23 protein-coding genes and 1 pseudogene are annotated in these 25997 nt (G+C 44.0%); 10 read left to right on the top strand and 14 right to left on the bottom strand.

Features of this window, described 5'->3' with window-relative positions:
- Positions 1–582: 582 nt before the first annotated feature.
- Both KT990_RS09115 and tyrS read right to left on the bottom strand, forming a co-directional pair.
- Positions 583–869, bottom strand: a pseudogene (locus KT990_RS09115) (hypothetical protein).
- A gap of 519 nt (positions 870–1388) precedes the next feature.
- Positions 1389–2603 (bottom strand): tyrosine--tRNA ligase, encoded by a 1215-nt coding sequence (tyrS, locus tag KT990_RS09110; RefSeq protein WP_100535507.1) that lies wholly within the window; start codon positions 2601–2603, stop codon positions 1389–1391.
- 80 nt (positions 2604–2683) lie between these two features.
- On the opposite strand from tyrS, the gene KT990_RS09105 reads away from it, so the two are divergent.
- Positions 2684–3811: an anhydro-N-acetylmuramic acid kinase gene (locus KT990_RS09105; protein WP_005173456.1), complete on the top strand. Its 1128-nt coding sequence runs from the start codon at positions 2684–2686 to the stop codon at positions 3809–3811.
- 73 nt (positions 3812–3884) lie between these two features.
- On the opposite strand, the gene KT990_RS09100 is transcribed toward KT990_RS09105, so the two are convergent.
- The 4 genes from KT990_RS09100 to KT990_RS09085 form a co-directional block, all read right to left on the bottom strand.
- Positions 3885–5180, bottom strand: coding sequence for a lytic murein transglycosylase (locus KT990_RS09100; protein WP_218208679.1), 1296 nt, complete (start codon positions 5178–5180; stop codon positions 3885–3887).
- 653 nt (positions 5181–5833) lie between these two features.
- Positions 5834–6955, bottom strand: coding sequence for a 5-(carboxyamino)imidazole ribonucleotide synthase (locus tag KT990_RS09095; RefSeq protein WP_218208678.1), 1122 nt, complete (start codon positions 6953–6955; stop codon positions 5834–5836).
- 27 nt (positions 6956–6982) lie between these two features.
- Positions 6983–7495 (bottom strand): 5-(carboxyamino)imidazole ribonucleotide mutase, encoded by a 513-nt coding sequence (purE, locus tag KT990_RS09090; RefSeq protein ID WP_005173464.1) that lies wholly within the window; start codon positions 7493–7495, stop codon positions 6983–6985.
- Between the two features lie 199 nt (positions 7496–7694).
- A complete protein-coding gene (locus KT990_RS09085; RefSeq protein WP_074384157.1) occupies positions 7695–8036 on the bottom strand; it encodes a DMT family protein in 342 nt (113 codons plus the stop codon).
- 242 nt (positions 8037–8278) lie between these two features.
- Between KT990_RS09085 and mpl the strand changes: the two genes are divergently transcribed.
- Together mpl and KT990_RS09075 are read left to right on the top strand one after the other, a co-directional pair.
- Positions 8279–9643 (top strand): UDP-N-acetylmuramate:L-alanyl-gamma-D-glutamyl-meso-diaminopimelate ligase, encoded by a 1365-nt coding sequence (gene mpl / locus KT990_RS09080; protein ID WP_100329854.1) that lies wholly within the window; start codon positions 8279–8281, stop codon positions 9641–9643.
- A 306-nt stretch (positions 9644–9949) separates the two neighbouring features.
- A complete protein-coding gene (locus KT990_RS09075) occupies positions 9950–11032 on the top strand; it encodes a zinc-dependent alcohol dehydrogenase family protein (RefSeq protein ID WP_218208677.1) in 1083 nt (360 codons plus the stop codon).
- 142 nt (positions 11033–11174) lie between these two features.
- Here KT990_RS09075 and KT990_RS09070 read toward each other — a convergent pair whose 3' ends face one another.
- Together KT990_RS09070 and KT990_RS09065 are read right to left on the bottom strand one after the other, a co-directional pair.
- A complete protein-coding gene (locus KT990_RS09070; protein WP_218208676.1) occupies positions 11175–11465 on the bottom strand; it encodes a GNAT family N-acetyltransferase in 291 nt (96 codons plus the stop codon).
- A gap of 24 nt (positions 11466–11489) precedes the next feature.
- Positions 11490–11774, bottom strand: a complete 285-nt coding sequence (locus KT990_RS09065) for a GNAT family N-acetyltransferase (RefSeq protein ID WP_218208675.1) — start codon at positions 11772–11774, stop codon at positions 11490–11492.
- Between the two features lie 153 nt (positions 11775–11927).
- Between KT990_RS09065 and KT990_RS09060 the strand changes: the two genes are divergently transcribed.
- The 5 genes from KT990_RS09060 to KT990_RS09040 all read left to right on the top strand — a co-directional run bounded on the left by KT990_RS09060 (position 11928) and on the right by KT990_RS09040 (position 17119).
- A complete protein-coding gene (locus KT990_RS09060; RefSeq protein WP_005173477.1) occupies positions 11928–13121 on the top strand; it encodes a sugar transporter in 1194 nt (397 codons plus the stop codon).
- Positions 13122–13452: 331 nt separating this feature from the next.
- Entirely contained in the window at positions 13453–14418 is a 966-nt protein-coding gene (locus KT990_RS09055) for a TerC family protein (RefSeq protein ID WP_100329858.1), read from the top strand.
- Positions 14419–14605: 187 nt separating this feature from the next.
- Positions 14606–15943 carry a guanine deaminase gene (gene guaD / locus KT990_RS09050; RefSeq protein ID WP_100355775.1) on the top strand — a complete coding sequence of 446 codons (1338 nt, stop codon included), beginning with the start codon at positions 14606–14608 and terminating at the stop codon, positions 15941–15943.
- 218 nt (positions 15944–16161) lie between these two features.
- Positions 16162–16689 (top strand): hypoxanthine phosphoribosyltransferase, encoded by a 528-nt coding sequence (hpt, locus tag KT990_RS09045; RefSeq protein WP_100355776.1) that lies wholly within the window; start codon positions 16162–16164, stop codon positions 16687–16689.
- A gap of 172 nt (positions 16690–16861) precedes the next feature.
- Positions 16862–17119: a GlsB/YeaQ/YmgE family stress response membrane protein gene (locus KT990_RS09040; RefSeq protein ID WP_005173486.1), complete on the top strand. Its 258-nt coding sequence runs from the start codon at positions 16862–16864 to the stop codon at positions 17117–17119.
- Between the two features lie 77 nt (positions 17120–17196).
- Here the strand turns inward: KT990_RS09040 and KT990_RS09035 are convergent, their stop codons facing one another.
- A complete protein-coding gene (locus KT990_RS09035) occupies positions 17197–17898 on the bottom strand; it encodes a DsbC family protein (RefSeq protein ID WP_005173487.1) in 702 nt (233 codons plus the stop codon).
- A gap of 414 nt (positions 17899–18312) precedes the next feature.
- Here KT990_RS09035 and KT990_RS09030 point away from each other — a divergent pair, with 414 nt between their 5' ends.
- Complete coding sequence (locus tag KT990_RS09030) at positions 18313–19458, top strand: MFS transporter (RefSeq protein WP_100329859.1); 1146 nt, start codon at positions 18313–18315, stop codon at positions 19456–19458.
- 388 nt (positions 19459–19846) lie between these two features.
- Here KT990_RS09030 and mnmE read toward each other — a convergent pair whose 3' ends face one another.
- From mnmE to rpmH, 5 genes are all read right to left on the bottom strand, one after another.
- Positions 19847–21205 (bottom strand): tRNA uridine-5-carboxymethylaminomethyl(34) synthesis GTPase MnmE, encoded by a 1359-nt coding sequence (mnmE, locus tag KT990_RS09025; RefSeq protein WP_218208674.1) that lies wholly within the window; start codon positions 21203–21205, stop codon positions 19847–19849.
- A 91-nt stretch (positions 21206–21296) separates the two neighbouring features.
- Positions 21297–23060 carry a membrane protein insertase YidC gene (gene yidC / locus KT990_RS09020; RefSeq protein WP_005173495.1) on the bottom strand — a complete coding sequence of 588 codons (1764 nt, stop codon included), beginning with the start codon at positions 23058–23060 and terminating at the stop codon, positions 21297–21299.
- A 5-nt stretch (positions 23061–23065) separates the two neighbouring features.
- Positions 23066–23386 carry a membrane protein insertion efficiency factor YidD gene (gene yidD / locus KT990_RS09015; protein WP_005173498.1) on the bottom strand — a complete coding sequence of 107 codons (321 nt, stop codon included), beginning with the start codon at positions 23384–23386 and terminating at the stop codon, positions 23066–23068.
- A 9-nt stretch (positions 23387–23395) separates the two neighbouring features.
- Positions 23396–23788: a ribonuclease P protein component gene (gene rnpA / locus KT990_RS09010; protein ID WP_100355778.1), complete on the bottom strand. Its 393-nt coding sequence runs from the start codon at positions 23786–23788 to the stop codon at positions 23396–23398.
- Positions 23789–23817: 29 nt separating this feature from the next.
- Positions 23818–23952, bottom strand: coding sequence for a 50S ribosomal protein L34 (gene rpmH / locus KT990_RS09005; RefSeq protein WP_000831329.1), 135 nt, complete (start codon positions 23950–23952; stop codon positions 23818–23820).
- A gap of 661 nt (positions 23953–24613) precedes the next feature.
- Between rpmH and dnaA the strand changes: the two genes are divergently transcribed.
- Positions 24614–25990, top strand: coding sequence for a chromosomal replication initiator protein DnaA (gene dnaA / locus KT990_RS09000; protein ID WP_074383792.1), 1377 nt, complete (start codon positions 24614–24616; stop codon positions 25988–25990).
- The last annotated feature ends 7 nt before the right edge of the window (positions 25991–25997 follow it).

Raw genomic sequence — 25997 nt, 5'->3', positions numbered from 1 at the left:
TCCAACACCTCGTCAGTGCCAGAAGCTGGACTTCGATATACTTAACAACTCAGCAATCTGCTTCGTTCGTTTTCGTCTATCTCGTCGGTATGGGTGCATTCTAGAGGATTTCAGAATCATTGCAACCCCCAATTCACTATATTTTTCACGTATGTCTTTTTTTTCTACAAAAAATCCTAAAAAATCGCTTTTTTATCTAATTTTTAAGCGTTTTTATGCAATAAATGCACTAAACACATCATTTTATTTTTATAAGCCAAAATTTAATTAGACTTAAAAGCGATCAAAATAATAGTTAGAGTAGTGATTTTTTACTTTTTATCTTTAAATAATGCTTTTTATCTCGTTCAACCCCCAGAAACAAAACCAAATCATGACATATTAGCGAAACCAACGATTCTTTCCTTTTGGCTGGCTAGCTTCATCCGCACTTTTTCAGTGAAACTTCTTATAAAAGCGTATCGGTATCTTAGGCTATAGAGCATTATTCAATGATTTTGGTTTTTGGCTATAAGGCCGCACAAGCTTGCTTATCTATATAGATATAGAGATAGAACATATCAGCAGGTTAATTCTATTCAGTTACTTTTCCTGCTTGCGCTGCCCAAGCCAGTATTGCATGACTTCTATAATTATGTCTTTTTGCCCTGATAGTCTTCAGCAACAAAAAATAGTTTTGCACGTCGCGGTAAACGCTCTTCAATCAGGGAAAATAGATAGTAATTCGCAGCCAGATCAAGCTGCATAAATAAGTTATAGACAGGGATATAACGTTGCTGTTTTTGTTCGGCAGACTGATATTCAAATAAGAAACTTAAAATACAATCAATGTCTTCATCAAAAATATTTTCTGTTGGATAGCGATACATCGAACCCCCTCTGCTTTCTTTTTATATTGTGGTGTCTTTTGCGAACCAATATAGTCAGCCACTCTTTAGCTAGCAAAACAACACTTAATTAGAGGATGAATTCTAGGTGGAATGTCCTCCAAGAAAATAATACCTGCGGTTTTAAAGGTTCAGAATGAAATCGCTACAAATAAAAAAGGAAGAGATCTCTCCCAAAATCTCCTCCTTAGAATTGAATCTTTACCCGATCCATTATGTCATTATTATAGTTATTCACTTTAAAGCTTAAAAAAGAGTCTCTTGGGGAAGAGACCTTATAAATTGTGGAGTTGTCTTATTATCACCCTCTAGATGCTTTGAACCAATTCTCTAGATGAATAAATCCTATAGATAATAAACCCGAAAAGCAAGCAATTTGGGAAAATTTAACTCTTGTTTTTATAGGGTTTTTTTTGAAGTTGCTTATTTGCTTTATGAATATAGGACATCAATAAAAAAGCAGACCGAAGCCTGCTTTTATTTCAATAACTTATCAATTTTTTAATCGGTGAAAGTAACTTTCGCAATCGCTTTTTTGCTGGCCTGAACGATCAAGGTCAGATTTTCCTTGACCGAATAAGAACTATCTACAGTGTGCCAATCCACTTTCACCGCGCCACGACCTAAAGCATCTTTGGCTTGGGCCGCATTCTTGGTTAAACCTGCTTCACGTAAAATTGAAGTAATAAAGATTTCACCACCAAACTCGCCACGTGAAATAGTGACTTCTGGCGTACCTTCCGGTAATTCACCCTCAGTAATGATATTACCCGCACCTTTATGTGCATGCGCAGCAGCGTCACTTCCGTGGAAACGCTCAACCAGCTCCAGCGCAAGAATCTTTTTCACCTCTTGAGGATTACGGCCTTCAGCAATTTCTTTTAGCAACTGCTGAATTTCTTCAATTGATTTAAAGCTGAGCAGATCAAAATAACGCTCAATCAATGCATCCGGCATTGAAAGCACTTTTTGATACATCGCACCTGGCGCATCAAATACACCAATATAGTTGCCTAAAGATTTAGACATTTTATTCACGCCATCTAAACCTTCAAGAATAGGCACCGTAATACACACTTGTGCTTCCTGATCATAACGACCTTGTAGCGTACGCCCCATCAACAGGTTAAAGGTCTGGTCTGTACCGCCCAACTCTACGTCCGCTTCTAAAGCCACCGAATCATAACCTTGTACCAATGGATACAAGAATTCGTGAATCGCGATCGGCTGTTGACTGTTATAACGCTTGGTAAAGTCGTCACGCTCCAACATACGCGCCACAGTTTGCTGTGATGCCAATTGAATTAAATCAGCCGCGGTTTTTTGTGCAAACCATTCTGAGTTAAATACAACTTTGGTTTTGTTTGGATCAAGAATTTTAAACACTTGTTCTTGATAGGTTTTTGCATTTTCTAAAACTTGTTCACGTGATAATGGTGGACGTGTAGCACTTTTACCTGTTGGATCACCGATCATCGCCGTGTAGTCACCGATCAGGAAGAATACTTCGTGGCCCAAATCCTGAAATACTTTTAACTTGTTGATGAGAACCGTATGACCTAAGTGCAGGTCAGGCGCAGTTGGGTCAAAACCTGCTTTAATTTTTAATGGACGATTCTTTTTTAATTTCTTAAGAAGGTCTTCTTCAGAAATAATTTCATGGGTGCCTCGTTGAATGAGGGCAAGTTGTTCTTCAGCCGGCAGGAAATTTGACATCACAAAATCCAATACATCAGTTACTCAATTTGTGCGATATACTAACACTTTTTCAGCATATTGCAGGCTTAAGAATAACCATGACAGCGATCTATATTGGGGTAATGACCGGCACAAGCATGGATGGTGTCGATATTGTTGCTGCTTCTTTTGATCCTTTACAACTTCATGCCACACTCACTTTGGCATTCGATCCTGACCTGCGGCATGAGCTGATGGCACTGACTTTGCCCGATGACAATGAAATTGACCGTATGGGCAAGGCCGATGTGGCCTTGGCAGAAATGATTGGTCATGGTATCAACCAACTGATTGAAAACAACCAGTTAGATAAATCTAAAATTAAAGCCATTGGCTCACATGGTCAGACCATCCGCCATCGCCCTGAGCATGGTTTTACCCTGCAAATTGGTGACCCCAATATTATTACCGAAATCACCCAGATTCCGGTGATTTCAGATTTCCGTCGTCGTGATTTGGCGGCTGGCGGTCAAGGCGCACCATTGGTGCCGGCCTTTCATCAGGATATTTTCCAGCATGACAGCATTCACCGGGTGATTTTAAATCTGGGCGGGATTGCTAATGTCAGCCTGTTACCTGCCGGAAAGCCTGATGATGTTTATGGCTTTGATACAGGGCCGGCCAACATTCTGATGGATGCCTGGTGCGCGCGTTATACCGGCCAGCCTTATGATGAAAATGGCAATTGGGCCGCTTATGGTACGCCGATTCGCAGCCTGCTGGATCGTTTACAGTCACACGAATTTTTCTCTAAAGAACCGCCTAAAAGTACCGGCCGTGAAGACTTTAACCTGGAATGGCTGGATGAACAGATTGCCGACTGGCGCAATGACCTGCAATACGATGAACTGGAAGATACCCCGGAAAATGTGCAGGCGACCTTATTAAAGCTCACCACCCGTGCCATTAAAAAAGCCATTTATCGTTCTGGCATGGATACTGGACAAGTTTTCGTGTGTGGTGGTGGCGCTTATAATTCTTATTTACTTGAGCAACTGCGCTGGCGCTTACGCAAACATGAATGGAGCATACAAACCACGGCTGATTTGGGCCTCAGTCCGACCTGGGTAGAAGCCACCGCCTTTGCCTGGCTGGCGATGCGTTTTATCAAGCAACTGAATGGTAACCTGCCAGCGGTGACCGGTGCTTTAGGCTACCGTGTTCTGGGAACCATTACTGCTGTTTAAACCTGACCAGAGCAATCTAAAGTTATAAAAAAAGGTCTGCATTTATACAGACCTTTTTCATTTTCAATCTTACTTATTGCATCATCAGTTTGGCATTTTCATTACGGAACGCACGCAGAATCTGCTGGCCGGCGCGGCCGGTCGGACTCAAGCCCAAACGCTGCTGTTCCTGACGAATCGCCTGACGGGTTTTATCACCGATCAGACCATCCACCGCACCAATGTCATAGCCACGATTTAGTAAAAATTGCTGAATCTCGCGACGTTCTGAACGCGAAGTACCCGCGTCATCGGTTGGCCAAGATGTGCTGAAGCTCCCTTTACCCTGTAAACGATCAGATAAATGCGCAATCGCCAAGGCATAACTTTCTGCTGCATTATAGCTATAAATGGCATCAAAGTTTCTAAAGACCAGGAACACCGGGCCATTTGGGCCGGCAGGCGCAAGCAAGCCAGCTTGAGAAGATGCTGATAAATTCCCTTGAATTAAAGGGGAACCATCGGCACGCACTACACCACGGCTAATCCAGCTATTCAGTGATTTTTTATTGCGACGGCCTTCATTTGAGATTGACATGCCTTGCGGGATTTTTACTTCAAAACCCCAAGGCTGTCCGGCCTGCCAACCACGCTTGCTTAAAAAGTTGGCGGTTGATGCCAAAGCATCCGGAATACTACTGACCAGATCACGGCGGCCATCGCCATCAAAATCGACCGCAAGCTCATCATAGGTCGATGGCATAAACTGGGTATGACCAAAAGCTCCAGCCCATGAACCTTTCAGCTGATCCTCTCGTACATCACCGCGCTGTAACAGTTTCATCGTGGTAAAAAACTCACCACGGAAATAACTCTGGCGTCGCCCTTCACAGCTCAATGTTCCCAGAGCCTGCAATAAAGGATAGCGACCGGAAATATCACCAAAATTACTTTCTACACCCCATACCGCGACAATCGTTTCTGCAGGCACGCCATAGGCTGCGGAAACACGATTTAAGACTTCGCGATGTTGCTGTAATTTTTGCCGGCCGAGCTGAACCCGCTCTTCATCGACCAAACCAGACAAATAGTCCCAAATCGGGGTAGAAAATTCCGGTTGATAGTTTAAACGTTCAATTACGGAATAATCAGGCGTTAAATTTTGCGTATAACGGTCATAGCTGCCTGCACTAACACCTTTTGCTACAGCCTGACTACGTAAATTCGCCAAACAGTTTTGAAAATTATTCTGGGCAGGGAAATTTGACGGGCTGCTGGCCGCTGAAGGCAAAGTAGTCGTGTCGACACGCTGACCATTAATAATCAGCTCGGCATTTGCCTGAGAAACAGCCAAGAATAAAGAACCAACCACAAGCGCAAAACGTTGCATAAGACCCTTGAATATTTAGATTTTGAATTATGTTCTTAACATAGCAGCTCAATCTAAAAATTAAAGCTCAAATAGGTAAATTTAAATTCATAATTTCTGCACTTTTGAATTCATTTTGTAGTTTTAAATTTAAAATAACTTATCCACAACTTGTTTTTAAATTCAAAAAACAGCGGTGCTGTTTGAATTTAAATTTAAAATCCAGGAAACAACCTTTAAATTCAAAACCTTCTTTGTGGATAACTTAATATAAACAGGATTAATCAGATATTTATCAAGGTCTTGTTTTGTGAATTAAAAAACAGGGTGACTTGGTTTATTTTTAAATTTAAAACTTTGAATTCAAAGTAGCGGTTTGAATTTAAATTCATATTTTGAATTCATTTAAACTTTAAATTCAAAGACTGTTTTAAATTTATTATTTTGAATTCAAACCAGCATTGAATTTTTAAATTCAAAGTATTTCTCTGTGGTCTGTGAATCTTCATTTAGACTCTTTTATGTATACGCAATTGTTTATTTTACAATCAATTGAAAAATATCATGATCCGATAAATGGCAGGCATTTTCGAAGAGGCGCAATCATGCCTGAATCTGGATAAATAAAAAAGCGACCACCGAAGTGATCGCTTTTTTTATCAGCAAGATAGCGTTTAAATGGTCATATCTTCGCTCAATGCCAGTGGATTCGGTAAAATCTTCGCCAGTTGACGGCATAAAGTCGTCAGCTGAGTACTGTCGGTTGGCATCAGGGTAATGTGACCAATCTTACGACCTTCACGCTCTGACTTGTTATACAGATGCAAATGCGCACCTTCTAAAGCCAGAACATCTGCAGATTTTGGATGCTGTCCGATGATATTCACCAGTACGCTTGGACGGATCACTTCCGTTGAACCCAGTGGCAGACCGGCCACCGCACGAATATGGTTTTCGAACTGTGAGCAGACTGCACCTTCAATCGACCAATGCCCTGAGTTATGCACACGTGGTGCCATCTCGTTTGCATATAGACCTTTATCTGTCACAAACAGCTCAAGGGTCAAGACGCCCACATAGTTCAGATGATTCAGCAGGCGAGTAATGTAGTCCTGTGCGACCGGCTGCAAGTCTGCACTGTTCGGCGCAGGCACAATCGAGTGCGACAGAATGCCATTGTGATGATGATTTTCAGCCAGGGGCCAGGTTTTTACATCACCATTTTGACCACGTACCGCAATGATCGACACTTCACGTGAGAACGTCACAAAGCTTTCTGCAATCAGTTCACCGGCAGGGCCAAGTTCCGCCCAAGCCTGCTCAATCTGATCAGCACTACGCAGGACAAATTGACCCTTACCATCGTAACCACCGCGAGAGGTCTTTAATACAATCGGTAAGCCCAGTTCAGCCACAGCAGCCTGTAAACCGTCAAGTGCAGTCACTGCTTTATACGGCGCAACAGGAATGTCGAGCCTATCAAACAGGGCTTTTTCAGACAGACGATGCTGTGCAATTGCCAAGGCTTGGCGTGGTGGATGCAGGTCTTTATTTTTCACCAGCACATCCACATCTGCAAGCGGGGTATTTTCAAATTCCAGACTGAATACATCAGCACTGTGCATAAAATCCTGTAGACCATTTTCGGCCTTGCTGGAAATCACTTGACCGAGTGCCGCAGAAGGGCAATCCGTACTTGCTTCAAAGAAAGTACATTGAATATTCAATGGCAATGCCGCTTGTGCCATCATGCGCCCGAGCTGACCGCCGCCAAAAATACCGATGGTTTTATCCATGATGTCTGTCCCGTATGAAGCTTGGTTTTAGTTTTGACCAGGAATGTTATTGCTTGCCACTTTATCTGTTTGTGCCGCACGGAAATCTGCAACATTTTTCGCGATATCAGGGCGGGTCAGACCTAAAATTTGCGCTGCCATAATGGCTGCATTGGTTGCACCGGCAGGGCCAATCGCAAGCGTACCCACCGCAATACCTGCTGGCATTTGTACAATCGAAAGCAAAGAATCGACGCCGTTTAAAATGGATGATTTGACTGGCACACCCAGGACTGGAAGATCAGTCTTTGCCGCACACATGCCCGGCAAATGCGCAGCACCACCCGCACCGGCAATAATCACCTGAATGCCACGATCACGCGCCTGCTCAGCATATTCAAATAAACGGTCAGGAGTACGGTGTGCAGAAACGACTTCAGCTTCAAATGGAACACCAAGCTGCTTGAGCATGTTGGCAGTATGTTCGAGAGTTGCCCAATCTGATTGAGAACCCATGATAATTCCTACTAGAGGAGCATCTTGTGCAGCAGCCGCATTCATTGCAAATTTTCCAGAGATTAAAGTAACAAAAAATAAATCTCGACGAGAGAGCCAAGCTTTAATAGGAGGTGCTTATTATAGACTGATTTTTCGGCTTCATAAAATTTAACGGTCAAAGCAAGGTTCGATTTTTCTTATTTTTTTAGCAGAATATTAAAAACTGGAATAAAAATAGGCGTGTAGTCTGCAAAGCTTTCGATCAGGAACTTCTGAAGACAAAATACACACATCCGCACAGACACAAGGCTGCCCAGAGATAATCCAGTTTAAAGGGCTGCTTAAACATGAAAATCATAAAAGGCACAAAGACCAGCAAGGTCACCACTTCCTGAGTGATTTTCATTTGCCCCACGGCCAGTCCCTGCTGTGCCAGTAATCGGGTGGCCGGAATCATCAGGCTATATTCAAACAGGGCAATCATCCAGCTGAATAAAATTGCCTGCCACAACGGCGCATCATGCGGTAAAAATTTTAAATGCCCATACCATGCCAAGGTCATAAAGCAATTGGCAATTACCAGAAGAAATAAAGCCGGCAACATCGGCATGTACTCTGCAAAAAGATCGGGTTTATTCTACGATTTATTTTGCAAAAAGATATTCTCTAAATTTGAAATTTCCTCTGAATTTATCCGTGAAACAGGATTTAAAAATTCCCGCAGCAATGCTTGAACTTTGACTATCTTTTCCGTGTAAGCCTTGCTATCGTTGCTTGCAAATTGAATAAATCATGATAACCGCACCAATATAAGGTGATGGGTCAGACAGGAACGGAGTGAAGTAGATGCATCTGCATATTTTGGGTATTTGTGGCACTTTTATGGGATCGCTGGCGCTCCTTGCACGCGATCTGGGCCACAAGGTGACAGGTTCAGATTTGAACGTCTATCCACCGATGTCGACCCAACTTGAAAATGCAGGCATCAGCTTGATGCAGGGTTATGAGCGTAGTCATTTGCAGCCGCATCCAGATCTGATCATTGTCGGCAATGCCATGAAGCGTGGTATTGATGCAGTAGAATATATGCTGAATGAAGGCTTGCCTTATATTTCAGGCCCACAGTTCCTGGCAGATCATGTTCTGCAAGGCAAACATGTATTGGGGGTTGCGGGTACACATGGCAAAACCACCACCACAACCATGCTGGCCTGGGTGCTGGATCAAGCCGGTTTAGAGCCAGGCTTCCTGATTGGTGGTGTGCCACTGGGTTTTAGTGAGAGTGCACGTCTCGGTGGCGGCAAATATTTCTGTGTCGAGGCGGATGAATACGATTCGGCTTTCTTCGATAAGCGTTCCAAGTTTGTGCATTACCATCCAAAAACGGCGATTTTAAATAACCTTGAATTTGACCATGCCGATATCTTTGATGATCTGGCCGCGATTCAAAAGCAGTTCCATCATTTAGTTCGTACCATTCCTAGCGAAGGCCGCATCATTGCGCCGATTACTGAAAGCAATATCGATGAAGTACTAGAGCAGGGTTGCTGGACACCGGTGGTGCGCACCAGTCTGGATGCCAACGAAAAATCTGAACTGTATGCCGAACAGTTATCGACAGATGGTTCTCACTTTAAAGTCTTGCAACACGGTGTGGTGAAAGGTGAAGTGCAGTGGAGCATGACCGGACAGCATTCGGTGGCCAATGCGCTCGCGACGATTGCCGCTGCCGAGCATGTCGGCGTCTCGATTGAAACCGCCTGTGAAGCTTTATCTAATTTCGGTGGGGTAAAACGCCGTATGGAACTGTTAGGCACAGTCCGTGGTATTGAGGTTTATGATGATTTCGCCCATCATCCGACAGCGATTGATACGACCTTGGAGGGCGCGCGCAAACGTCTGGGTGAACGCAAACTCTGGGCAATTATTGAACCACGCTCCAATACCATGCGTATGGGCAGTCATAAAGAGGGTCTGGCTCATTCAGCACGTCTGGCCGATGCAGTAATCTGGTATCAACCGGAAGGACTGGACTGGGATCTGCAACCGGTCATTAATGCTGCGCCAAATAAAGCCAAAATTGCACGCACACTGGATGACATCATTCAGACCGTGGTAGCAGAGGCAGGTGAGGGCGATGTGGTGGTGATCATGTCAAATGGCGGTTTTGGTGGTTTGCATCAGAAATTGATCAGTGCTTTAAACGCATAAAATAGATGCGTGGATAAGTATGTGAAAAAAGAAGCCCGCGATGCGGGCTTCTTTTTTTAGGGCAATTGTTTTAGCAAAAAGAGAGAATGGCTGTTTTGACCTTCACATTGCATGATGTCAAATTGGCCTAAAATGCCGATCACTCATTAGTCATTACGCATGATGTTTTGTTGCAATCTGAACGCGAGATAGATTGCAGCAGCACATCACTCAAGGCACAATCGAGAAGAACACAGGTATTTATAGACCTGACAGCCAGATCAGAATCAGGTCATTCTCATTCCTCACTCCTTCAGGAGATGTGTCATGACAACAATGAAAGCCATGGTCTATTACGGCGAAAACGACATCCGGTTTGAAGACCGTCCCATTCCCACTATTTTGCATCCCAGCGATGCGGTTATCAAACTCACTAAAGTCACTATTTGTGGTACAGACCTCGGGATCTGGAAAGGTAAAAACCCGGAAATTGAACAGCAAGCCACACGCAAACAGGGCAGTTTTAATGGCCGTATTTTAGGCCATGAAGGCATTGGCATTGTAGAAGAAGTCGGTTCTGCCGTTCAAAACTTCAAAAAAGGCGACCGGGTGATTATTTCCTGTGTCAGCCGCTGTGGAACCTGTGAAAACTGTCAGAAACAGCTGTATGCACATTGTCGCAATGAAGGCGGCTGGATCATGGGCTATATGATTGATGGTACTCATGCCGAATATGTACGCACGCCGTTTGCGGATACTTCTCTTTATCATTTACCTGAAGGGTTAAATGAAGATGTCGCTGTGTTTTTATCGGATATCTTGCCGACATCACATGAAATTGGTGTGCAATATGGCGATGTCAAACCCGGAGACAATGTGGTGATTGTCGGTGCCGGCCCGATCGGCATGAGCTGCCTGCTGACCGCTCAATTCTATTCACCGGCCAACATCATCATGGTCGATGTCGATGACAACCGACTCGAGTTCGCCAAAGCAGTGGGAGCGACGCATAGCATTAACTCCGCGAAAGAAGATGCCATACAACGTGTGCTGGAGCTGACGGATGGGCGAGGGGTCGATTGTGCCATTGAAGCGGTTGGTCTGGAGGCGACCTGGAATATCTGCCAGCATGTAGTCAAAGAGGGTGGACATATTGCCAATGTCGGCGTACATGGCAAATCAGTTAATTTTGAACTGAATAAACTCTGGATTAAAAACCTGACCATCACCACCGGACTGGTCAATGCCAATACCACTGCTATGCTGCTCAAAACCTGCTGTTCCGGTAAATTACCGCTGGAAAAACTGGCGACCCATCACTTTAAATTTAATGAATTTGAAAAAGCTTATGATGTGTTCAAGCATGCAGCCGATGAAAAGGCCTTGAAAGTGATGATCGAACTCAATTAATGCGGGAAAGTAAAAAGTCCGCTTGGCGGACTTTTTTTTATTTGTAGCTGGAGTGAAAAATAGGGCATATCACCGCACTACTTATCAGCTTGTATTGAAAGCTCATTAGGCCGTTTTGCTCTTGGCAAATCGATCTAAATGATTAAGTAGAAGAGGCCGCGACATCAGATAAACTTTGGTCACGCTTAAACATCACATCCACATAGGAACATTGCGGAATGATGGTTAAACTTTTTTCACGGGCAAAATCGACCAGCATATCCAGCATTTTTCGGGCAACGCCCTGACCACGCAAGGAATGATCGACCCAGGTATGATCTGCAATAATCACCGAGGCTTCCCGCCATTGATAGGTAATCTCGGCCAGACGTCGACCTTGATCTTCCATAAAAAATACACCACCGCGTTTTGAATCTTGATATTGAACCTGCATAGATCTCCACCTTTATTTTCATTTTTAACTGCTTAACACATCGCTGAAATTAGGATCACGCTCAAATACCGATTGAGCAAAAGGGCATTCCGGAATAATCTTGACCCCTTGCTCACGGGCAAACTTGACTGCTGCTTCGACCAGATAATGTCCGACATGTTGTCCACGCAAACTGTTATCGACCCAGGTATGTTCAATCACCAGTCGATCCTCATCTTTCCAGAAATAACTCATTTCGGCCAGACGCTTTTCATTTGGCTCGACAAACCATTGACCTTGACTGCCTTGTTGCTGATGCTCAATCAACATCCTCTAAACTCCGTATTTTTAATCCAGACTGACATATTTTTCAGTCGCATATTGTTCGATTTCTTTAAACGATTGTGAATCTGTGCTCTTTCCTGATATCACCGTGCAATGAACAGGTTTAAACTGCCTGTCTGTTGTTTAAGCCAGATATTTATGTCCAGCCCTTCTTTTAGCTCATCGGTAAGACGTCAATGGATCTGCGTAATTGCGTTAGCCAGTGCCGCCTTTATTTTCAACACCACCGAATTTATTCCCGTGGCCTTACTCAGTGATATTGGTGCAAGTTTTGACATGTCGGCGACTCAGGTCGGGTTGATGCTGACCATTTATGCCTGGGTCGTGGCTTTATTGTCTTTACCGATGATGCTACTGACCAAAAACATTGAACGACGTTTCTTGTTGATGGTTTTATTTGCGGTCTTCATTTCCAGTCATGTGCTGTCTTATTTTGCCTGGAGTTTCAGTGTTCTGGTATTTAGCCGGATCGGGATTGCAGTAGCGCACGCGCTGTTTTGGTCAATTACCGCTTCGCTTGCAGTACGTGTCGCACCAGCAGGCAAAGAATTTCAAGCCTTGGGTTTATTGGCCACAGGTACTGCCATGGCCATGGTTCTGGGAATTCCCTTTGGTCGCATGATCGGGGAGGCCTATGGCTGGCGCAATAGTTTTGCCTTGATTGCCATCGTCGCCAGCGTGGTCTGCCTGCTACTGGCCAAAACCTTGCCCTTATTACCGAGTGTCAATTCAGGTTCACTCAGCAGCTTGAAAACCTTGTTAAAACGTCCAAGCCTGATGCTGGTATTTGCCCTGACGGTCATTGTAATTAGTGCACAATTCACCGCCTATAGTTATATCGAGCCATTTTCACTGAATATTGCCCAGCTCAGTTCTGTACAGACCACGACTTTATTGCTGGTCTATGGTGGGGCAGGTTTAATCGGCTCTTATCTATTTGGCCGTTTTGCACCGCATTTTCCCAAACTTACTATTCCACTGTTCACACTTGGACTGGCTATCTCGTTGCTATTATTGCTGCCGTTGTCCAGCAATGTCTTGCAGTTAAATACCCTGGCTTTACTCTGGGGCGTCAGTATTATTGGTTTTAGTCTGGCCTTGCAAGCCAAGACCTTAAATCTGGCCTCCGATGCCACCGACGTGGCCATGGCGATTTATTCTGGCCTGTATAATATTGGAATTGGTGCTGGCGCTTTACTCGGTGGGATCGCAACGGCACAGATCGGCTTGCACAGTATTGGCTGGCTCGGGGCCATCTTGGCCAGTCTGGGTTTTCTCATCACGTTATATTTAATTCGCCGTCCGGATTTTATTGCTCAAAAAATAGCTTGAATCATGCATTTTTGTAAATGAAATTGTAGTCTTAATAAAAATCTGTCATGCTTCTGCATATTGAGCATTTGCTCAAACAGAATTTCGTTTGAACAAGGGGAGTAGCCTCCTCCAAACGTTTAGCAATTGTAGTTCAGATTGTTCAACGTGTCAGAATATCGTCATTACACTTTGCAAAAAGTCGGTATCTGAGCATCTTACTGCGACACTTTCAATGAGAAGTGTAACACTAAGATGTAGGCAAGACCTTGATCATGTTGGTATAGATGTTTTTCATCTGACAACAGGTCAAGGTTTTTTTATGGCCGATTGTCAGATGTGGAGAATTCACATGGAAACAATTGGTACGCTGTGGCTGTATCTTGTCTTTTTCGCGATTGTCGCAGTCATGCTGATCATCGATTTCGTCGGCTTTAAACATCAGCATGGTCAGGAGGTCAAAGTCCGGACTGCGGCCTACTGGAGTATTGCCTGGGTCAGTGTCGCGACTTTATTTGGTGGTGGTTTATGGCTCTATCTGGAGCAGACCGCAGGTACTGCAATTGCCAATGCCAAGGTCATGGAATACTTCGCTGGTTATCTGCTGGAAAAATCCCTGGCAATTGATAACGTCTTTGTCTGGCTGATGATCTTCGCTGCTTTCGCCATTCCACCCGCGCTGCAACGTAAATTGCTGCTCTACGGTGTACTCGGTGCGATTGTCCTCAGAACCATCTTTATTTTTATTGGCGCCTGGTTCGTTCAGGAATTCTCATGGATTTTATATATCTTCGGTGCCTTCCTGGTGTATACCGGCTTTAAATTCCTGCGTGGTCAGGATGAAGAAGAAAGCAATATTGAAGATATGGCGATTCTGAAATGGCTGCGTAAACGTATGCGGATTACCCCGCAACTTGAAGCTGACAAATTCTTTATCCGTAAAGATGGTTTACTGTGGGCAACGCCGTTATTCCTGGTTTTGATTCTGGTCGAAGCCTCGGATGTGATCTTTGCGGTCGATTCTATTCCGGCAATTTTCGCTGTGACCACCGATCCCTTCATTGTACTGACTGCTAACCTGATGGCGATTTTGGGTCTGCGCGCGATGTTCTTCCTGTTATCGGGTGCCGCATCAAAAATGCATTATCTGCCCTATGGCCTCGGGATTATTCTGGTCTTTATCGGCTTTAAAATGCTGATGCTGGATGTATTCCATATGCCAATCTGGATTTCACTGAGCTTTATTGTGATTGTCTTGACGATCACGGCGATCCTGTCGATTCGCCACAGTAAAAAACATAACCAAACCACGCTCTAATAACTGTATAGACGATCATCTTTAGCGTCACAAAAGTCCGTTCAATCATGAGCGGACTTTTTTTATTGCTCGACTGCCTTACCACAGCTTCGACTTAACTCAGGCAAATGAAGTCAGCATGATCACGTTATAAATCCACTGAAGTGGGTTACAATCTATTGAAAAAATTAAAAGCACAGGTTTTAACATGTCTTCTCAGATTGCAACAACGGCAGTCCGCGGTCGTTTCCTTGATATCCAGCATACAGTTGCCCAGGCACATGAGATTGATGACCAGGTGCGCTATGTAGAAGATGGTCTGATTATCATGCAAGACGGCAAGATTCAATGGTTTGGCAGCTGGGATGAAGGGCAGAAACATCTAGCTGAAAATATCCAGGTCGCCCATTATCCTGAACAGCTGATTGTGCCGGGATTGATCGATACCCATATTCATTTCCCGCAAACCGAGATGGTCGGGGCCTATGGCGAACAACTGCTGGAATGGTTAAATACCTATACCTTTCCAACAGAAATCCAGTTTGCAGATACAGCCTATAGCGAAAAAATCGCCGAATTTTTTGTGCAGGAATTGCTTAAAAATGGCACCACCACGGCACTGGTCTTCTGTACCGTACATCCTGAATCAGTAGATGCTTTGTTTACAGCGGCGAGCCGCAGAAATATGCGTCTGATCGCCGGTAAAGTCTTGATGGACCGACATGCACCGGAAGCGCTGACGGATACGGCAGAAAGTGCTTATACCGATTCTAAAGCGCTGATTGAGAAATGGCATGGGCAAGGCCGTAACCTGTATGCCATTACCCCTCGCTTTGCCCCGACGTCCACCAATGAACAACTTGAAAAAGCAGGTCAGCTCAAAGCCGAATATCCAGATGTCTATGTACATACCCATTTAAGTGAAAATAAAAATGAAATTGCCTGGGTCAAAGAGTTATTTCCGGAACGTAAAGGCTACCTGGATGTCTATCATCACTATGGTTTAACCGGTGCAAAATCAGTGTTTGCACATTGTGTACACCTGGAAGAGCAGGAGTGGGATTGCATGCAGCAGACCAATTCAGCGATTGCCTTTTGTCCGACCTCAAACCTGTTTCTGGGCAGTGGTTTATTCCCATTAAAGAAAGCGTGGGACAAGCAGGTGAAAGTCGGTCTGGGTACCGATATCGGGGCAGGCACCTCATTTAACCAGTTACAGACCTTAAATGAAGCCTACAAAGTGCAGCAATTGCAGGGAGAAAAACTCTCTGCTTTTGAAGCCTTGTATCATGCCACCTTAGGCGGTGCTAAAGCCTTAAGTCTGGACGATCGTTTGGGGAACTTTAATATCGGCAAGGAGGCGGACTTTGTGGTGCTGGATCTAAATGCCACTGCTTTACAGCAGTTACGCCAAAGCAGAGCCAAAAATATTGAAGATGCATTTTTTGCACTGACCATGCTCGGCGATGACCGTAATATTGCAGTGACCTATGTCTACGGAGAAGCTGTCTATGTCAAAGCCCGATGTACCCGCTCAGACGACTAAAACCCAGCACCGCCATCGCTGGCTGATCGTCTCCGCCATGTTGCTGACCTGTACTTTCATCCTGCGCAGGGATTCGCAGGCAGCAAAGAAATGATTACATTTACAGCATGCAAAACAGGTGCATCTGCAGTAGGGATGTATTAAAATTACAGTGTATTCAGGTGTTGCAGGTCAACACCTTTTTTATTTTGCTATTTTTACTTTTTAGGTATCTACCCATGACCGTTCAAATGAGCGTAATGATTTCCGCTGAAGAAATTCAAGCTAAAGTCAAAGAGCTTGGTGCTCAAATCGATGCACACTATGCCCATAGTGACAAAGACCTTGTGCTCATCGGTTTATTACGTGGTTCAGTGATTTTTATGGCCGATTTGTGTCGGGTGATTTCCAAACCCCATGAACTGGATTTCATGACGGTATCCAGTTATGGCGGCGGCACCGTATCTTCGCGTGATGTAAAAATTCTGAAAGATTTAGACGGCGAAATCCGTGGCAAAGACGTGCTGGTGGTTGAAGATATTATTGACTCGGGAAATACCTTGAGCAAGGTGCTGGAAATCCTGCAAACCCGCCAACCGAACTCGATTCAACTGTGTACTTTGGTAAGTAAACCATCACGTCGTGAAATCGATTTAAAGGTCGAATTTTTGGGCTTTGAAGTTGAAGATAAATTTATCGTAGGTTATGGTCTGGACTATGACCAGAAGTATCGTCATCTGCCATTTATTGGTGAAATCGGTCTTTAAAATTTATTTAAAAAAGTGGCTTAGGCCACTTTTTTTATGTCTCAAATAGACAGAAAAACAGGAACAAAAAATAACATCTCGTTTCAGGATTCAACTTTTTTTGCTTCCTATTCTGTTTCAAGATAATTAAACATGATGTAAAAACAAAGACATGATAATAAGGAGCATACCTATGTGGACAATTATTGTTGCGATTGTCATTGGTTTTATCGCGGGTCTGATTGCACGTGCAATTCATCCGGGTAATGACAAGGCAGGCTTTATCATGACGACCCTGTTAGGTATTGCCGGTTCCTTATTGGCTACATTTGCTGGTCGTATGCTCGGTCTTTATTCGGCAGATTCTGCAGCAGGTCTGATTGCTTCCGTGATTGGTGCGGTGATTATTCTGTTTATTTATAACATGCTGACCAAACGCCGTACGGTCTAAGCGGTTCTGGCTCAATCTGAGCAGTTCCAGTAAAAGCACCCAGTCGGGTGCTTTTTGCTCTTGTATATCTCTCAACTTTATAGTGAAAATTCCTTAAAAATCTGTTCGATCTGTTCTGCCGGATAGGCCCCCATGACTTTAAAACCATTCGAGAAAATAATTGCTGGTGTCCCATTCACACCCAAAGACTGGGCCAGTTTTTTATTTCGCTCAATCGGATTGGCACAACTTTTTTTCGATTTTGGCAGGCTACCTTGAGTGATCAGATCTTCCCAGGCCTGAGCAGGATTAGACGCGCAATACACCTGTTTTGAAGGCGCAACCGATTGTGGCTTTAAAGGCAGAATAAAAGTATAAATCGTCACATCCTTGAGTTTTTTCAACTCTACTTCAAGCTGTTTACAATACGGGCAATTTGGGTCAGAAAAGATCGCAATCTGACGTTTCCCCGTACCTCTTACACTTTTCACAGCATCTTGAAGCGGCAATTTTTTCCAGTCAACACTGTTCTGTTTTAGTATCAAATCACGGGTCAGATTATGCTGATCCTGAATCCGCAGCATCGACCCGGCAATCAGATGCTGGGCATCTTCATTCAGATAAACCACTTGACCCTGCATAAAACCACTGTAGATGCCCTTCATTTCCGTGGTCTGGATATTTTCGATTTTTAAATTGGGGCTATTCTTTGCCAGATTGGCTTTTACCATATCAATATTAGCGAATGCGAAGCTTGAAACAAATGTACTTAAAGCAATAATCAGTGTTTTTTTTAACATGAATGTTCTACATGAATCAGATAAAAATATGCTTCGATTCTAATGGGTCTGCTTTTAAATTACCCACGGATTTATGTTACTGTTTATTCCAAGTTTAATCAGTGCATTATGTTTCACGTGGAACAGAAGCGATAAAAGAAGCTTAAATGACGGACAAAAATAAATTCTTGTATGAGATTAAATTCTGGTTAAGATTTTATATCTTATAAAATAATATATTATTTTATTGAAATATATAAACACATCTATTTGATTTAAAATCTTTTACTGATTCGCCCTTGACCATGTTTCTTGGCCCGCTCTACACTGCATATACTTTTCTTTTTCTTCGCTATGCCCTGACATGGATTGGCCAAGGATCAACACTATAACGGCATGTTCATGACAACAATAACCACTTGGCGACCCTTCTGGATGGTCAGCCTGGCTTTAATCATGGGAACGATTGGTACTGCTTTGGCGAGTCCACTCTATCCGATTTATCAACAACTCTGGAATTTATCCCCAAGCCAGATTACCTATATTTTTGTCGCCTATATGTTTGGCTGTCTGGGCACCTTATTGTTCCTGGGGCGCACCAGCAATAGCATTGGCTTTTTAAAAACTCTACAAATTGGCCTCGTGTTTATTAGTCTGGGTTTGATTATTTCGGTCTTTGCCAATAATGCCCTAATTTTATCTCTGGGCCGTTTCATTATCGGGATTGCCTCTGGTTTGATGACGACTTCTGCCATGCTTGGCATGATGCAGACCATTCCGGAGAGTCATAAGCAGCTTGCGCCGCAATGGGTCTCTATTTTGACTGCGATTGGCTTTGGTCTGGGTCCGTTTATCGGGGGAGTCATTGCGCAGTTTTCTCAAGCCCCGCTGGTGACTCCCTATATTCCGATTATTGTTGGAGCAGTGCTTTGTTTTATCGGTTTATTCTGGTTAAAAGTGCCTGCTTTTGAGCGTCAGCCCTTTAGTATCGCCCCCAAATTACAGCGTCCTGAGGCTCAATATCATGCTGTATTTATGATCATTGGGTTCACTGCATTTAATGCCTTTGCTGCCTTTAGTTTATTTGCCTCACTTTCGCCTTCTTTTGTGCAAGATATTTTACCGTGGCATGGTCCTTTAGTAAGTGGTACCGCCATTACCTGTATTCTGCTGGTATCTGCAGTGGTGCAATACCTGGCCAAAGCGGTCGCTGCAAAAAAATGTCTGAATATCGGCTTGGTCATGATGCTGATTAGCCTGCTCAGCCTTGCATTGTGTATATTGCTTAAGGCAAGTTTCTTATTCTTCGTGAGCGATCTCTTATTTGGTATTGGGCATGGTTTTGCCCTGATGGGGGCTTTTGGCATAATTCATGCTATAACCACTTTGCAAAACCGGGCCGCGGTGATGTCGACCTACTTGTTTATTGGCTATTTGGGCACCATTGTGCCGATTCTTGCGGTGGGTTACTTGGCCGACCATTTTGGATTAAATTTCGCTGTGATCAGCTTCTGTGTGGCGATGAGTGCTTTATGTGTCGTGCTCTGGTTATGCCACCAGAAGCTCAGTGTAAAAGCTTAAAATAGCCCTCTGATGAGGTAATGCTGATCAGTTAAGGAGTTTAGAAATAGACTCTTTAACTTTTTAGTCGTTCATGACGGAGTCTTCACCTTATAAATCAAATACTTGAAAATAATTTGTTACTTTGGTTTCGCCCAAATGAGAAGCGAAGCTTCGCAAGGAAGGCATCTTGCGGAGCAACACTCCTCACCGCAAAACTCGTCAGCCTCCATCGACTAGTAAATTTGTCGCAGAAACAATCATTTTTAAATCTAGTCCTGCCTCAAACAGTTGCGGATGACTTTTCTACTTGTCAAATATGATCATGAATTTAAAAAAGAAAATACTAGTCAATTTCTTAACTGACTGGCATTCCTCTGATGAGGGCTATTTATGCATAATTTTTTGCTTACTTTCCAATACAAAACGAACCGAAAATTTTTCCAAGCAGATCATCGGCACTAAAGTCACCGGTAATTTCCCCCAGTGCATTCTGGGCTAGACGTAAGGACTCCGCCACCAGTTCACCGGCGTTGTACACCACCAATTGTTCACGTGCTTCAGCCAAATAAAGTTGAGTGCGCTTCATTGCGTCTAAATGACGGGTACGCGCAATAAAGGTATCTTCTTCAGGCTGGAAGCCTGCATGCGCTGTAATCGCCTCTATGAGCGCTTGCACACCAGTTTCCTGCTTGGCAGAGACTGCGATATGCCGAAAACCATTCAAATCAGCAATTGCAGCTTCAGCACCAGTCAGATCACACTTATTCCCAATCAGCATCAAGCGTTTTGCTTCAATATGTTCAGCAAAATATTCTTGGGCCAGTTGCAGCGGATCTTCACCTTGACTTAGGTCATAGACCAGCAGTAACAAATCGGCCTGTTCGATTTCCTTGATTGCGCGGCGAATCCCTTCTTTTTCGACAATATCCCCGGTCTCACGCAAGCCTGCGGTATCCGTCAAGGTAATTGGCAAGCCATTTAAGGTGATTTTTTCATGCAGCACATCACGCGTAGTACCCGCAATATCCGTCACAATCGCACGTTCAATCCCGGCCAGCGCATTCAGTAATGAAGATTTACCGGCATTCGGTTTACCGGCAATCACCACTTGCAAACCTTCACGCAATAACTGACCTTGACGTGCTGATTGCTGAACTTGCGTGACCGCAGTCGCCACACCATCGAGCAGATTCAGAATCTTGCCATCGGCCAGAAAGTCAATTTCCTCTTCAGGAAAATCAATTGCGGCTTCCACGTGCAAACGTAAATGCACCAGCTGCTCAAGCACCGTATTGACTTTGTTTGAAAATGCACCTTGCAGAGAACGAACTGCAGAACGCGCAGCTGCTTGTGAAGTGGCATCAATCAGGTCAGCAATGGCTTCAGCCTGTACCAAGTCCATCTTGCCATTTTCAAAAGCACGCATGGAAAACTCACCGGCTTTGGCAGCAATCGCACCCAGTTCCAGCAAACGTGCAAGCAAGGCATTTTGAATCACCGGACCGCCATGACCTTGTAATTCCACCACATCCTCACCGGTAAAGGAATGCGGATTCGGGAAGCAAATGGCTAGGCCTTCATCCATAACTTCACCAGCGGCATCGTAAAACTTACGAAAGGCAGCATAGCGTGCACCGGCAAGGGATTGTTTTGTAAGTGCTTCGGCAATTTCATAGGATTTTGGACCCGATAGGCGAATCACCCCAACGCCGCCACGTCCTGGTGGCGTTGCAATCGCAGCAATAGTCGTGGTTCGGTTGAGCATAAAATTCACCTAAAAAATCCAAAAGTTCAGCCAAAAAAAATCCGCCTAAGAGTATCATCTTAAGCGGATTTATTCAGCCCGTCATTACAACTTAGTTGACTGGCGTTGCTTCATCACGTTTGGCACGTTCTTTAGCAACAGACTTGTTAATCAAACCTTGTTGCAGGATGGTGATCAAGTTGTTCACAATCCAGTATAGAACCAAGCCCGCAGGGAAGAACAGCAAGAATACGGTAAAAATCACCGGCATAATCTTGAAGACTTTGGCTTGCATTGGATCAGTGGGTTGTGGATTTAAGGACTGTTGAATATACATCGTCAGACCCATTAACAATGGCAGGATAAACCATGGATCCATTGAGGATAAATCCTGAATCCAGAGCATCCATGGCGCATGACGCAGTTCAACCGATTCCATCAAGACCCAGTACAAAGCCAGGAAGATTGGCATTTGTAATAACAGCGGTAAACAGCCCGCAAGCGGATTGACCTGTTCACGTTTGTACAGTGCCATCATTTCCTGAGAGAAGCGCATACGGTCTTCACCAAACTCTTCTTTCATACGCTGCATTTCTGGAGCAATCACACGCATTTTCGCCATTGAGCGGTAGCTCTTCGACGACAATGGCCACAGAATCAGTTTCACCAGAATGGTCAATAGAATAATTGCCCAGCCCCAGTTACCCACTAAACCATGGAAGAATTCCAGACCCACGAACAAGAGCTTCGCAATTGGCCATAACCAGCCATAATCGACTGTTTGGTTTAAACCTGTGGCCAAATCCTTCAATTCTGACTGGATTTTTGGACCTGAATAGAAGGTCGCATCAATCTCGGCCACAGTACCTGCAGGCACATTAAAGGTTGGAGAAGTAAAACCAATAATGTTCATGTTATCGGTTGATTTACGTGATTCAAGCTTGGCGCTATACGCTTCACCATTACCCTGAGTCAACTTCAGATTACCAGGTACCCAAGCACTGACAAAGTAGTGCTGTACCATGGCAACCCAGCCACCTGTCGCTTCAGTACTGACTTTTTCTTCAACAAAGTTGTCAAATTTAAGCTTGTTGTACTGCTCGTCTGGCGTACCCCAGGCACCGCCCAGGAAAGTCCCTAACGTGAAAATACCCTGGTCTGATTTACCCGGATCTTCTGAATTATCACGTTTGATCTGGCCAAACATCTGACCTTGCCAGGTCTGAGCACTGCGGTTCACCACTTTGTGGTTCACAACAACCGGATATTCACCTTCAGTGAAATTGAAGGTTTTGATAATCTCGACACCATCCGCGGTTTTAAATACCAACGGTACAGACAAGACTTTAAGGTTTTCACCCTCTTTAGATTTGGTTGCTTTCGCGTCTGCCAAGGTATAAGCGGTTTTTTCCAGCTCATACGTCGGACGGCCGTTACGGCTGCTGTCCGGTCCATTTAGACCGATCAGACCAGACTGAGCGACATAAGTACGTTTCGCATCGCTTTCCAGCATCACGAACGGTTCATCGCTGTCCTTGTTTTTGTCATGATTGAGTAATTCAACACGAACAATATCACCACCTTTCGGATTGATCCAAAGATGATAAAGGTCAGTTTGTACTGAAATAAGCTGCTGACTTACAGGTGCTGTGGCATCCGTGGCTTGCTGCGCTGGCATATTCGCTTGTGGCAGATCAGAGGCAACTGTAGCCGTCTGAGCATTTGGCAAATCTGCAGATACGTCATGCGAAACAACAGCAGTTTCTGGCTGCGGTTTGGTTTCAGCATTTCCATAATCTTTTTGCCACGCCAAAATGAGCAAATATGCGACAACAAACATGGCTCCGAGAATTGCAATCCTGGCCCATTGTTGCATATGTATTACCCCAAGTGGTGAGAGTGATTTTGGTTCAATAAACGATCACGAAAGGGTACAGCAACGTGAAGCGTTTGAGAATCTATTTGCTGAAATGAAATAAAACGAATCGCTTTAGAGGGAACAGGATCATATCCCGAGCCCCCCCACGGATGACAACGGCAAATACGCTTAGTAGCCAGCCACACTCCACGTCCAGCCCCATGTATCTGGACTGCTTCCAAGGAATATTGAGAACAAGTTGGAATATAACGACAGCGCGGCCCCAATAAAGGACTGATCGCAATCTGATAGAAACGTATCAACCAATGTAGTAAACGTACCATTGGCCTACTCTACTTTTGTGGGGAGGGGGCTATTTTTGTATGCTTTTTGGCAAGACGGTTCAGTTTTTGCCAAGCAAATTGTAATTGCTGATGCAATTCTGCATTAGGCACTGCTTCCACACCAATTTTTGGCATGATTACAATGTCTAAGTCATCTAATTGCTGTTGATGCAGGCGAAAACTTTCGCGAGCAAGTCGTTTTACTCTATTTCGTTCGTGTGCTCGGCGCACTTTCTTCTTAGCAACAACTAAACCCAAACGGCTATTTGGCAGTTCGGAATGTTTTGCAAGAAATAAGAAATGGGGCTGATGCACTTTAAAAAGCGCACCATCAAACACACCTTTATAATCGGCGGCACAGCGTAATCGCAACTCTGTACCAAAACTATAAAGTTTTGTCATAACACCCAAAATCGTCTTAGCGTAACTGATTAAACAGTTAAGCTATGACGACCTTTTGCACGACGGCGAGCTAATACTTGACGACCAGCTTTAGTAGCCATACGAGCACGGAAACCATGAACACGCTTACGCTTTAATTCAGATGGTTGGAATGTACGTTTCATATTGAAACTCCAAAAAATGATCTTTCTATGAAGGTCCGCGATTTTAGTGCTCATTGCTTGAGCTGTCAATGCAAAAGCACTTTTCTTTTCAAATAAGCTTAAAAAAGATTTTTACCCGAGTTGTCAAAAAAACTGTTGCTAAAATGACTAAATTATACTTAACCACAGATTAAATTATTGTTATACATAGATATATAACTTATAAACAACTCTATCAACAAAGTTATCCACAATCTATCCAGTGTTGAAAAGCAAGATTCTGTTTTTGAGTTTAAATTCGTAGTCTCTCGATTTATCCACAGAAAACTCAAAGCTTATAAATAAATTCAAATTTATAAATTTAAGTTTATTATTATTAGGGAGCACTTTTTCTATGGATAAGCCACTTTTTATTTAATTAAACATATATTTATGTTGTGGATAAAACTGTTTCTAATAATTTTATACTTTGTGGATAACTTTGTGCTATATTTTATCCACAGCTTGCGGATAAACTTATCCACACCGGGTTTTAAATTTAAATTTATGCACGATGATGGCTTTTTGCACAGTTTCTGTGGAAATGATCATGACAGATGTGGATAACTTGGTTAGAATGGCGACCCGCTTTTGGTCGCGGTCATCTTTTTTGAATGAACAATGGAATGAATAGGGGATTCACATGCTTTGGACGGACTGCTTAAATCGCCTGCGACAAGAGCTCTCTGGAAATGTCTTTACAATGTGGATTCGCCCATTGGTTGCAGAAGAGCTGGAAGATAGCTTGCGTTTGTATGCACCTAATCCTTACTGGACGCGTTACATTCAAGAGCATCATCTGGAACTGATTACGATTCTGGCCGAACAGCTGTCTGAAGGACGGGTACGCAAGGTCGAAATTTTGGTCGATTCACGTCCTGGTGCGATTTTATCGGCCAGTGAACAGCCAGCGACCACCACCGCGGCGTTGACTTCAACCCCAATGCCGGTACAAAAACCGAAAAAAGAAAAAGAAGATACGGTTAAAAATAGCCGTAGACGTCAGCTCAATCCATTGTTTACTTTCTCGCTGTTTGTCGAAGGCCGTTCTAACCAGATGGCAGCAGAAACCTGTCGCAAGGTACTGACCCAACTCGGTGCTTCACAGCATAATCCCTTATTTTTATATGGGCCGACCGGTCTGGGTAAAACTCACTTGATGCAGGCCGTGGGCAATGCACTGTTGCAGGCCAAGCCGAATGCACGGGTGATGTACATGACCGCGGAAAGCTTTGTACAAGATTTTGTTAGTTCTTTGCAGCAAGGCAAAGTGGAAGAATTTAAGAAAAACTGCCGTTCTCTGGATTTGTTACTGGTCGATGACATCCATTTACTGGCCGGTAAAGAAGCCAGCCTGGTCGAGTTTTTCTACACCTTTAACGCACTTTTAGATGAATCTAAGCAGATTATTCTGACCTCGGACCGCTATCCAAAAGAACTGACTGAACTGGATCCACGTTTAGTTTCACGGTTTTCCTGGGGCTTGTCGGTCGGGGTTGAACCACCGGATATTGAAACCCGGATTGAAATTTTATTAAGAAAAGCCGAAAGCAATCAGGTGGATTTACCGCGTAACTGTGCCCTGTTTATTGCGCAGCAGGTGGTGGCCAACGTGCGTGAACTAGAAGGTGCGCTAAACAAAGTGGTGGCAATTTCACGTTTTAAAGGCACACCGATTGATCTGGATGTGGTGCGTGAATCCTTAAAAGATGTGCTGGCGATTCGTGCCCGCACCATCAGTACTGAAAATATTCAGCGTGTGGTCAGTGAATATTTCCGTATTCCCTTAAAAGAGATTGTCGGACCGAAACGCACCCGAATTTATGCCCGTCCACGTCAGCTGGCGATGGGTCTGGCACGTGAACTGACCGGCGACAGTTTTCCAGAAATTGGCATGGCTTTTGGTGGTCGTGATCACAGTACCGTGATGCATGCCTGCGAGAAAGTGCAGAGCCTGCGTGAGGAAGATCCAATCTTTAACGAAGACTATAAAAACCTGCAACGTCTGTTGCAAAGTTGACCTAAAT

This window comes from Acinetobacter sp. F9 (assembly GCF_019195275.1).
GTDB classification, from domain to species: Bacteria; Pseudomonadota; Gammaproteobacteria; order Pseudomonadales; family Moraxellaceae; genus Acinetobacter; species Acinetobacter pseudolwoffii.
Note: the sequence above shows the minus strand (reverse complement) of the source record. Positions and strands in the feature narration are given on the sequence as shown.

Bases quoted from the DNA above. Each gene is read 5' to 3' on its own strand.
- tyrS (WP_100535507.1), bottom strand. From the start codon at position 2,603: ATGTCAAATTTCCTGCCGGCTGAAGAACAACTTGCCCTCATTCAACGA.
- KT990_RS09105 (WP_005173456.1), top strand. From the start codon at position 2,684: ATGACAGCGATCTATATTGGGGTAATGACCGGCACAAGCATGGATGGT.
- KT990_RS09100 (WP_218208679.1), bottom strand. From the start codon at position 5,180: ATGCAACGTTTTGCGCTTGTGGTTGGTTCTTTATTCTTGGCTGTTTCT.
- KT990_RS09095 (WP_218208678.1), bottom strand. From the start codon at position 6,955: ATGGATAAAACCATCGGTATTTTTGGCGGCGGTCAGCTCGGGCGCATG.
- purE (WP_005173464.1), bottom strand. From the start codon at position 7,495: ATGAATGCGGCTGCTGCACAAGATGCTCCTCTAGTAGGAATTATCATG.
- KT990_RS09085 (WP_074384157.1), bottom strand. From the start codon at position 8,036: ATGTTGCCGGCTTTATTTCTTCTGGTAATTGCCAATTGCTTTATGACC.
- mpl (WP_100329854.1), top strand. From the start codon at position 8,279: ATGCATCTGCATATTTTGGGTATTTGTGGCACTTTTATGGGATCGCTG.
- KT990_RS09075 (WP_218208677.1), top strand. From the start codon at position 9,950: ATGACAACAATGAAAGCCATGGTCTATTACGGCGAAAACGACATCCGG.
- KT990_RS09070 (WP_218208676.1), bottom strand. From the start codon at position 11,465: ATGCAGGTTCAATATCAAGATTCAAAACGCGGTGGTGTATTTTTTATG.
- KT990_RS09065 (WP_218208675.1), bottom strand. From the start codon at position 11,774: ATGTTGATTGAGCATCAGCAACAAGGCAGTCAAGGTCAATGGTTTGTC.
- KT990_RS09060 (WP_005173477.1), top strand. From the start codon at position 11,928: ATGTCCAGCCCTTCTTTTAGCTCATCGGTAAGACGTCAATGGATCTGC.
- KT990_RS09055 (WP_100329858.1), top strand. From the start codon at position 13,453: ATGGAAACAATTGGTACGCTGTGGCTGTATCTTGTCTTTTTCGCGATT.
- guaD (WP_100355775.1), top strand. From the start codon at position 14,606: ATGTCTTCTCAGATTGCAACAACGGCAGTCCGCGGTCGTTTCCTTGAT.
- hpt (WP_100355776.1), top strand. From the start codon at position 16,162: ATGACCGTTCAAATGAGCGTAATGATTTCCGCTGAAGAAATTCAAGCT.
- KT990_RS09040 (WP_005173486.1), top strand. From the start codon at position 16,862: ATGTGGACAATTATTGTTGCGATTGTCATTGGTTTTATCGCGGGTCTG.
- KT990_RS09035 (WP_005173487.1), bottom strand. From the start codon at position 17,898: ATGTTAAAAAAAACACTGATTATTGCTTTAAGTACATTTGTTTCAAGC.
- KT990_RS09030 (WP_100329859.1), top strand. From the start codon at position 18,313: ATGGTCAGCCTGGCTTTAATCATGGGAACGATTGGTACTGCTTTGGCG.
- mnmE (WP_218208674.1), bottom strand. From the start codon at position 21,205: ATGCTCAACCGAACCACGACTATTGCTGCGATTGCAACGCCACCAGGA.
- yidC (WP_005173495.1), bottom strand. From the start codon at position 23,060: ATGCAACAATGGGCCAGGATTGCAATTCTCGGAGCCATGTTTGTTGTC.
- yidD (WP_005173498.1), bottom strand. From the start codon at position 23,386: ATGGTACGTTTACTACATTGGTTGATACGTTTCTATCAGATTGCGATC.
- rnpA (WP_100355778.1), bottom strand. From the start codon at position 23,788: ATGACAAAACTTTATAGTTTTGGTACAGAGTTGCGATTACGCTGTGCC.
- rpmH (WP_000831329.1), bottom strand. From the start codon at position 23,952: ATGAAACGTACATTCCAACCATCTGAATTAAAGCGTAAGCGTGTTCAT.
- dnaA (WP_074383792.1), top strand. From the start codon at position 24,614: ATGCTTTGGACGGACTGCTTAAATCGCCTGCGACAAGAGCTCTCTGGA.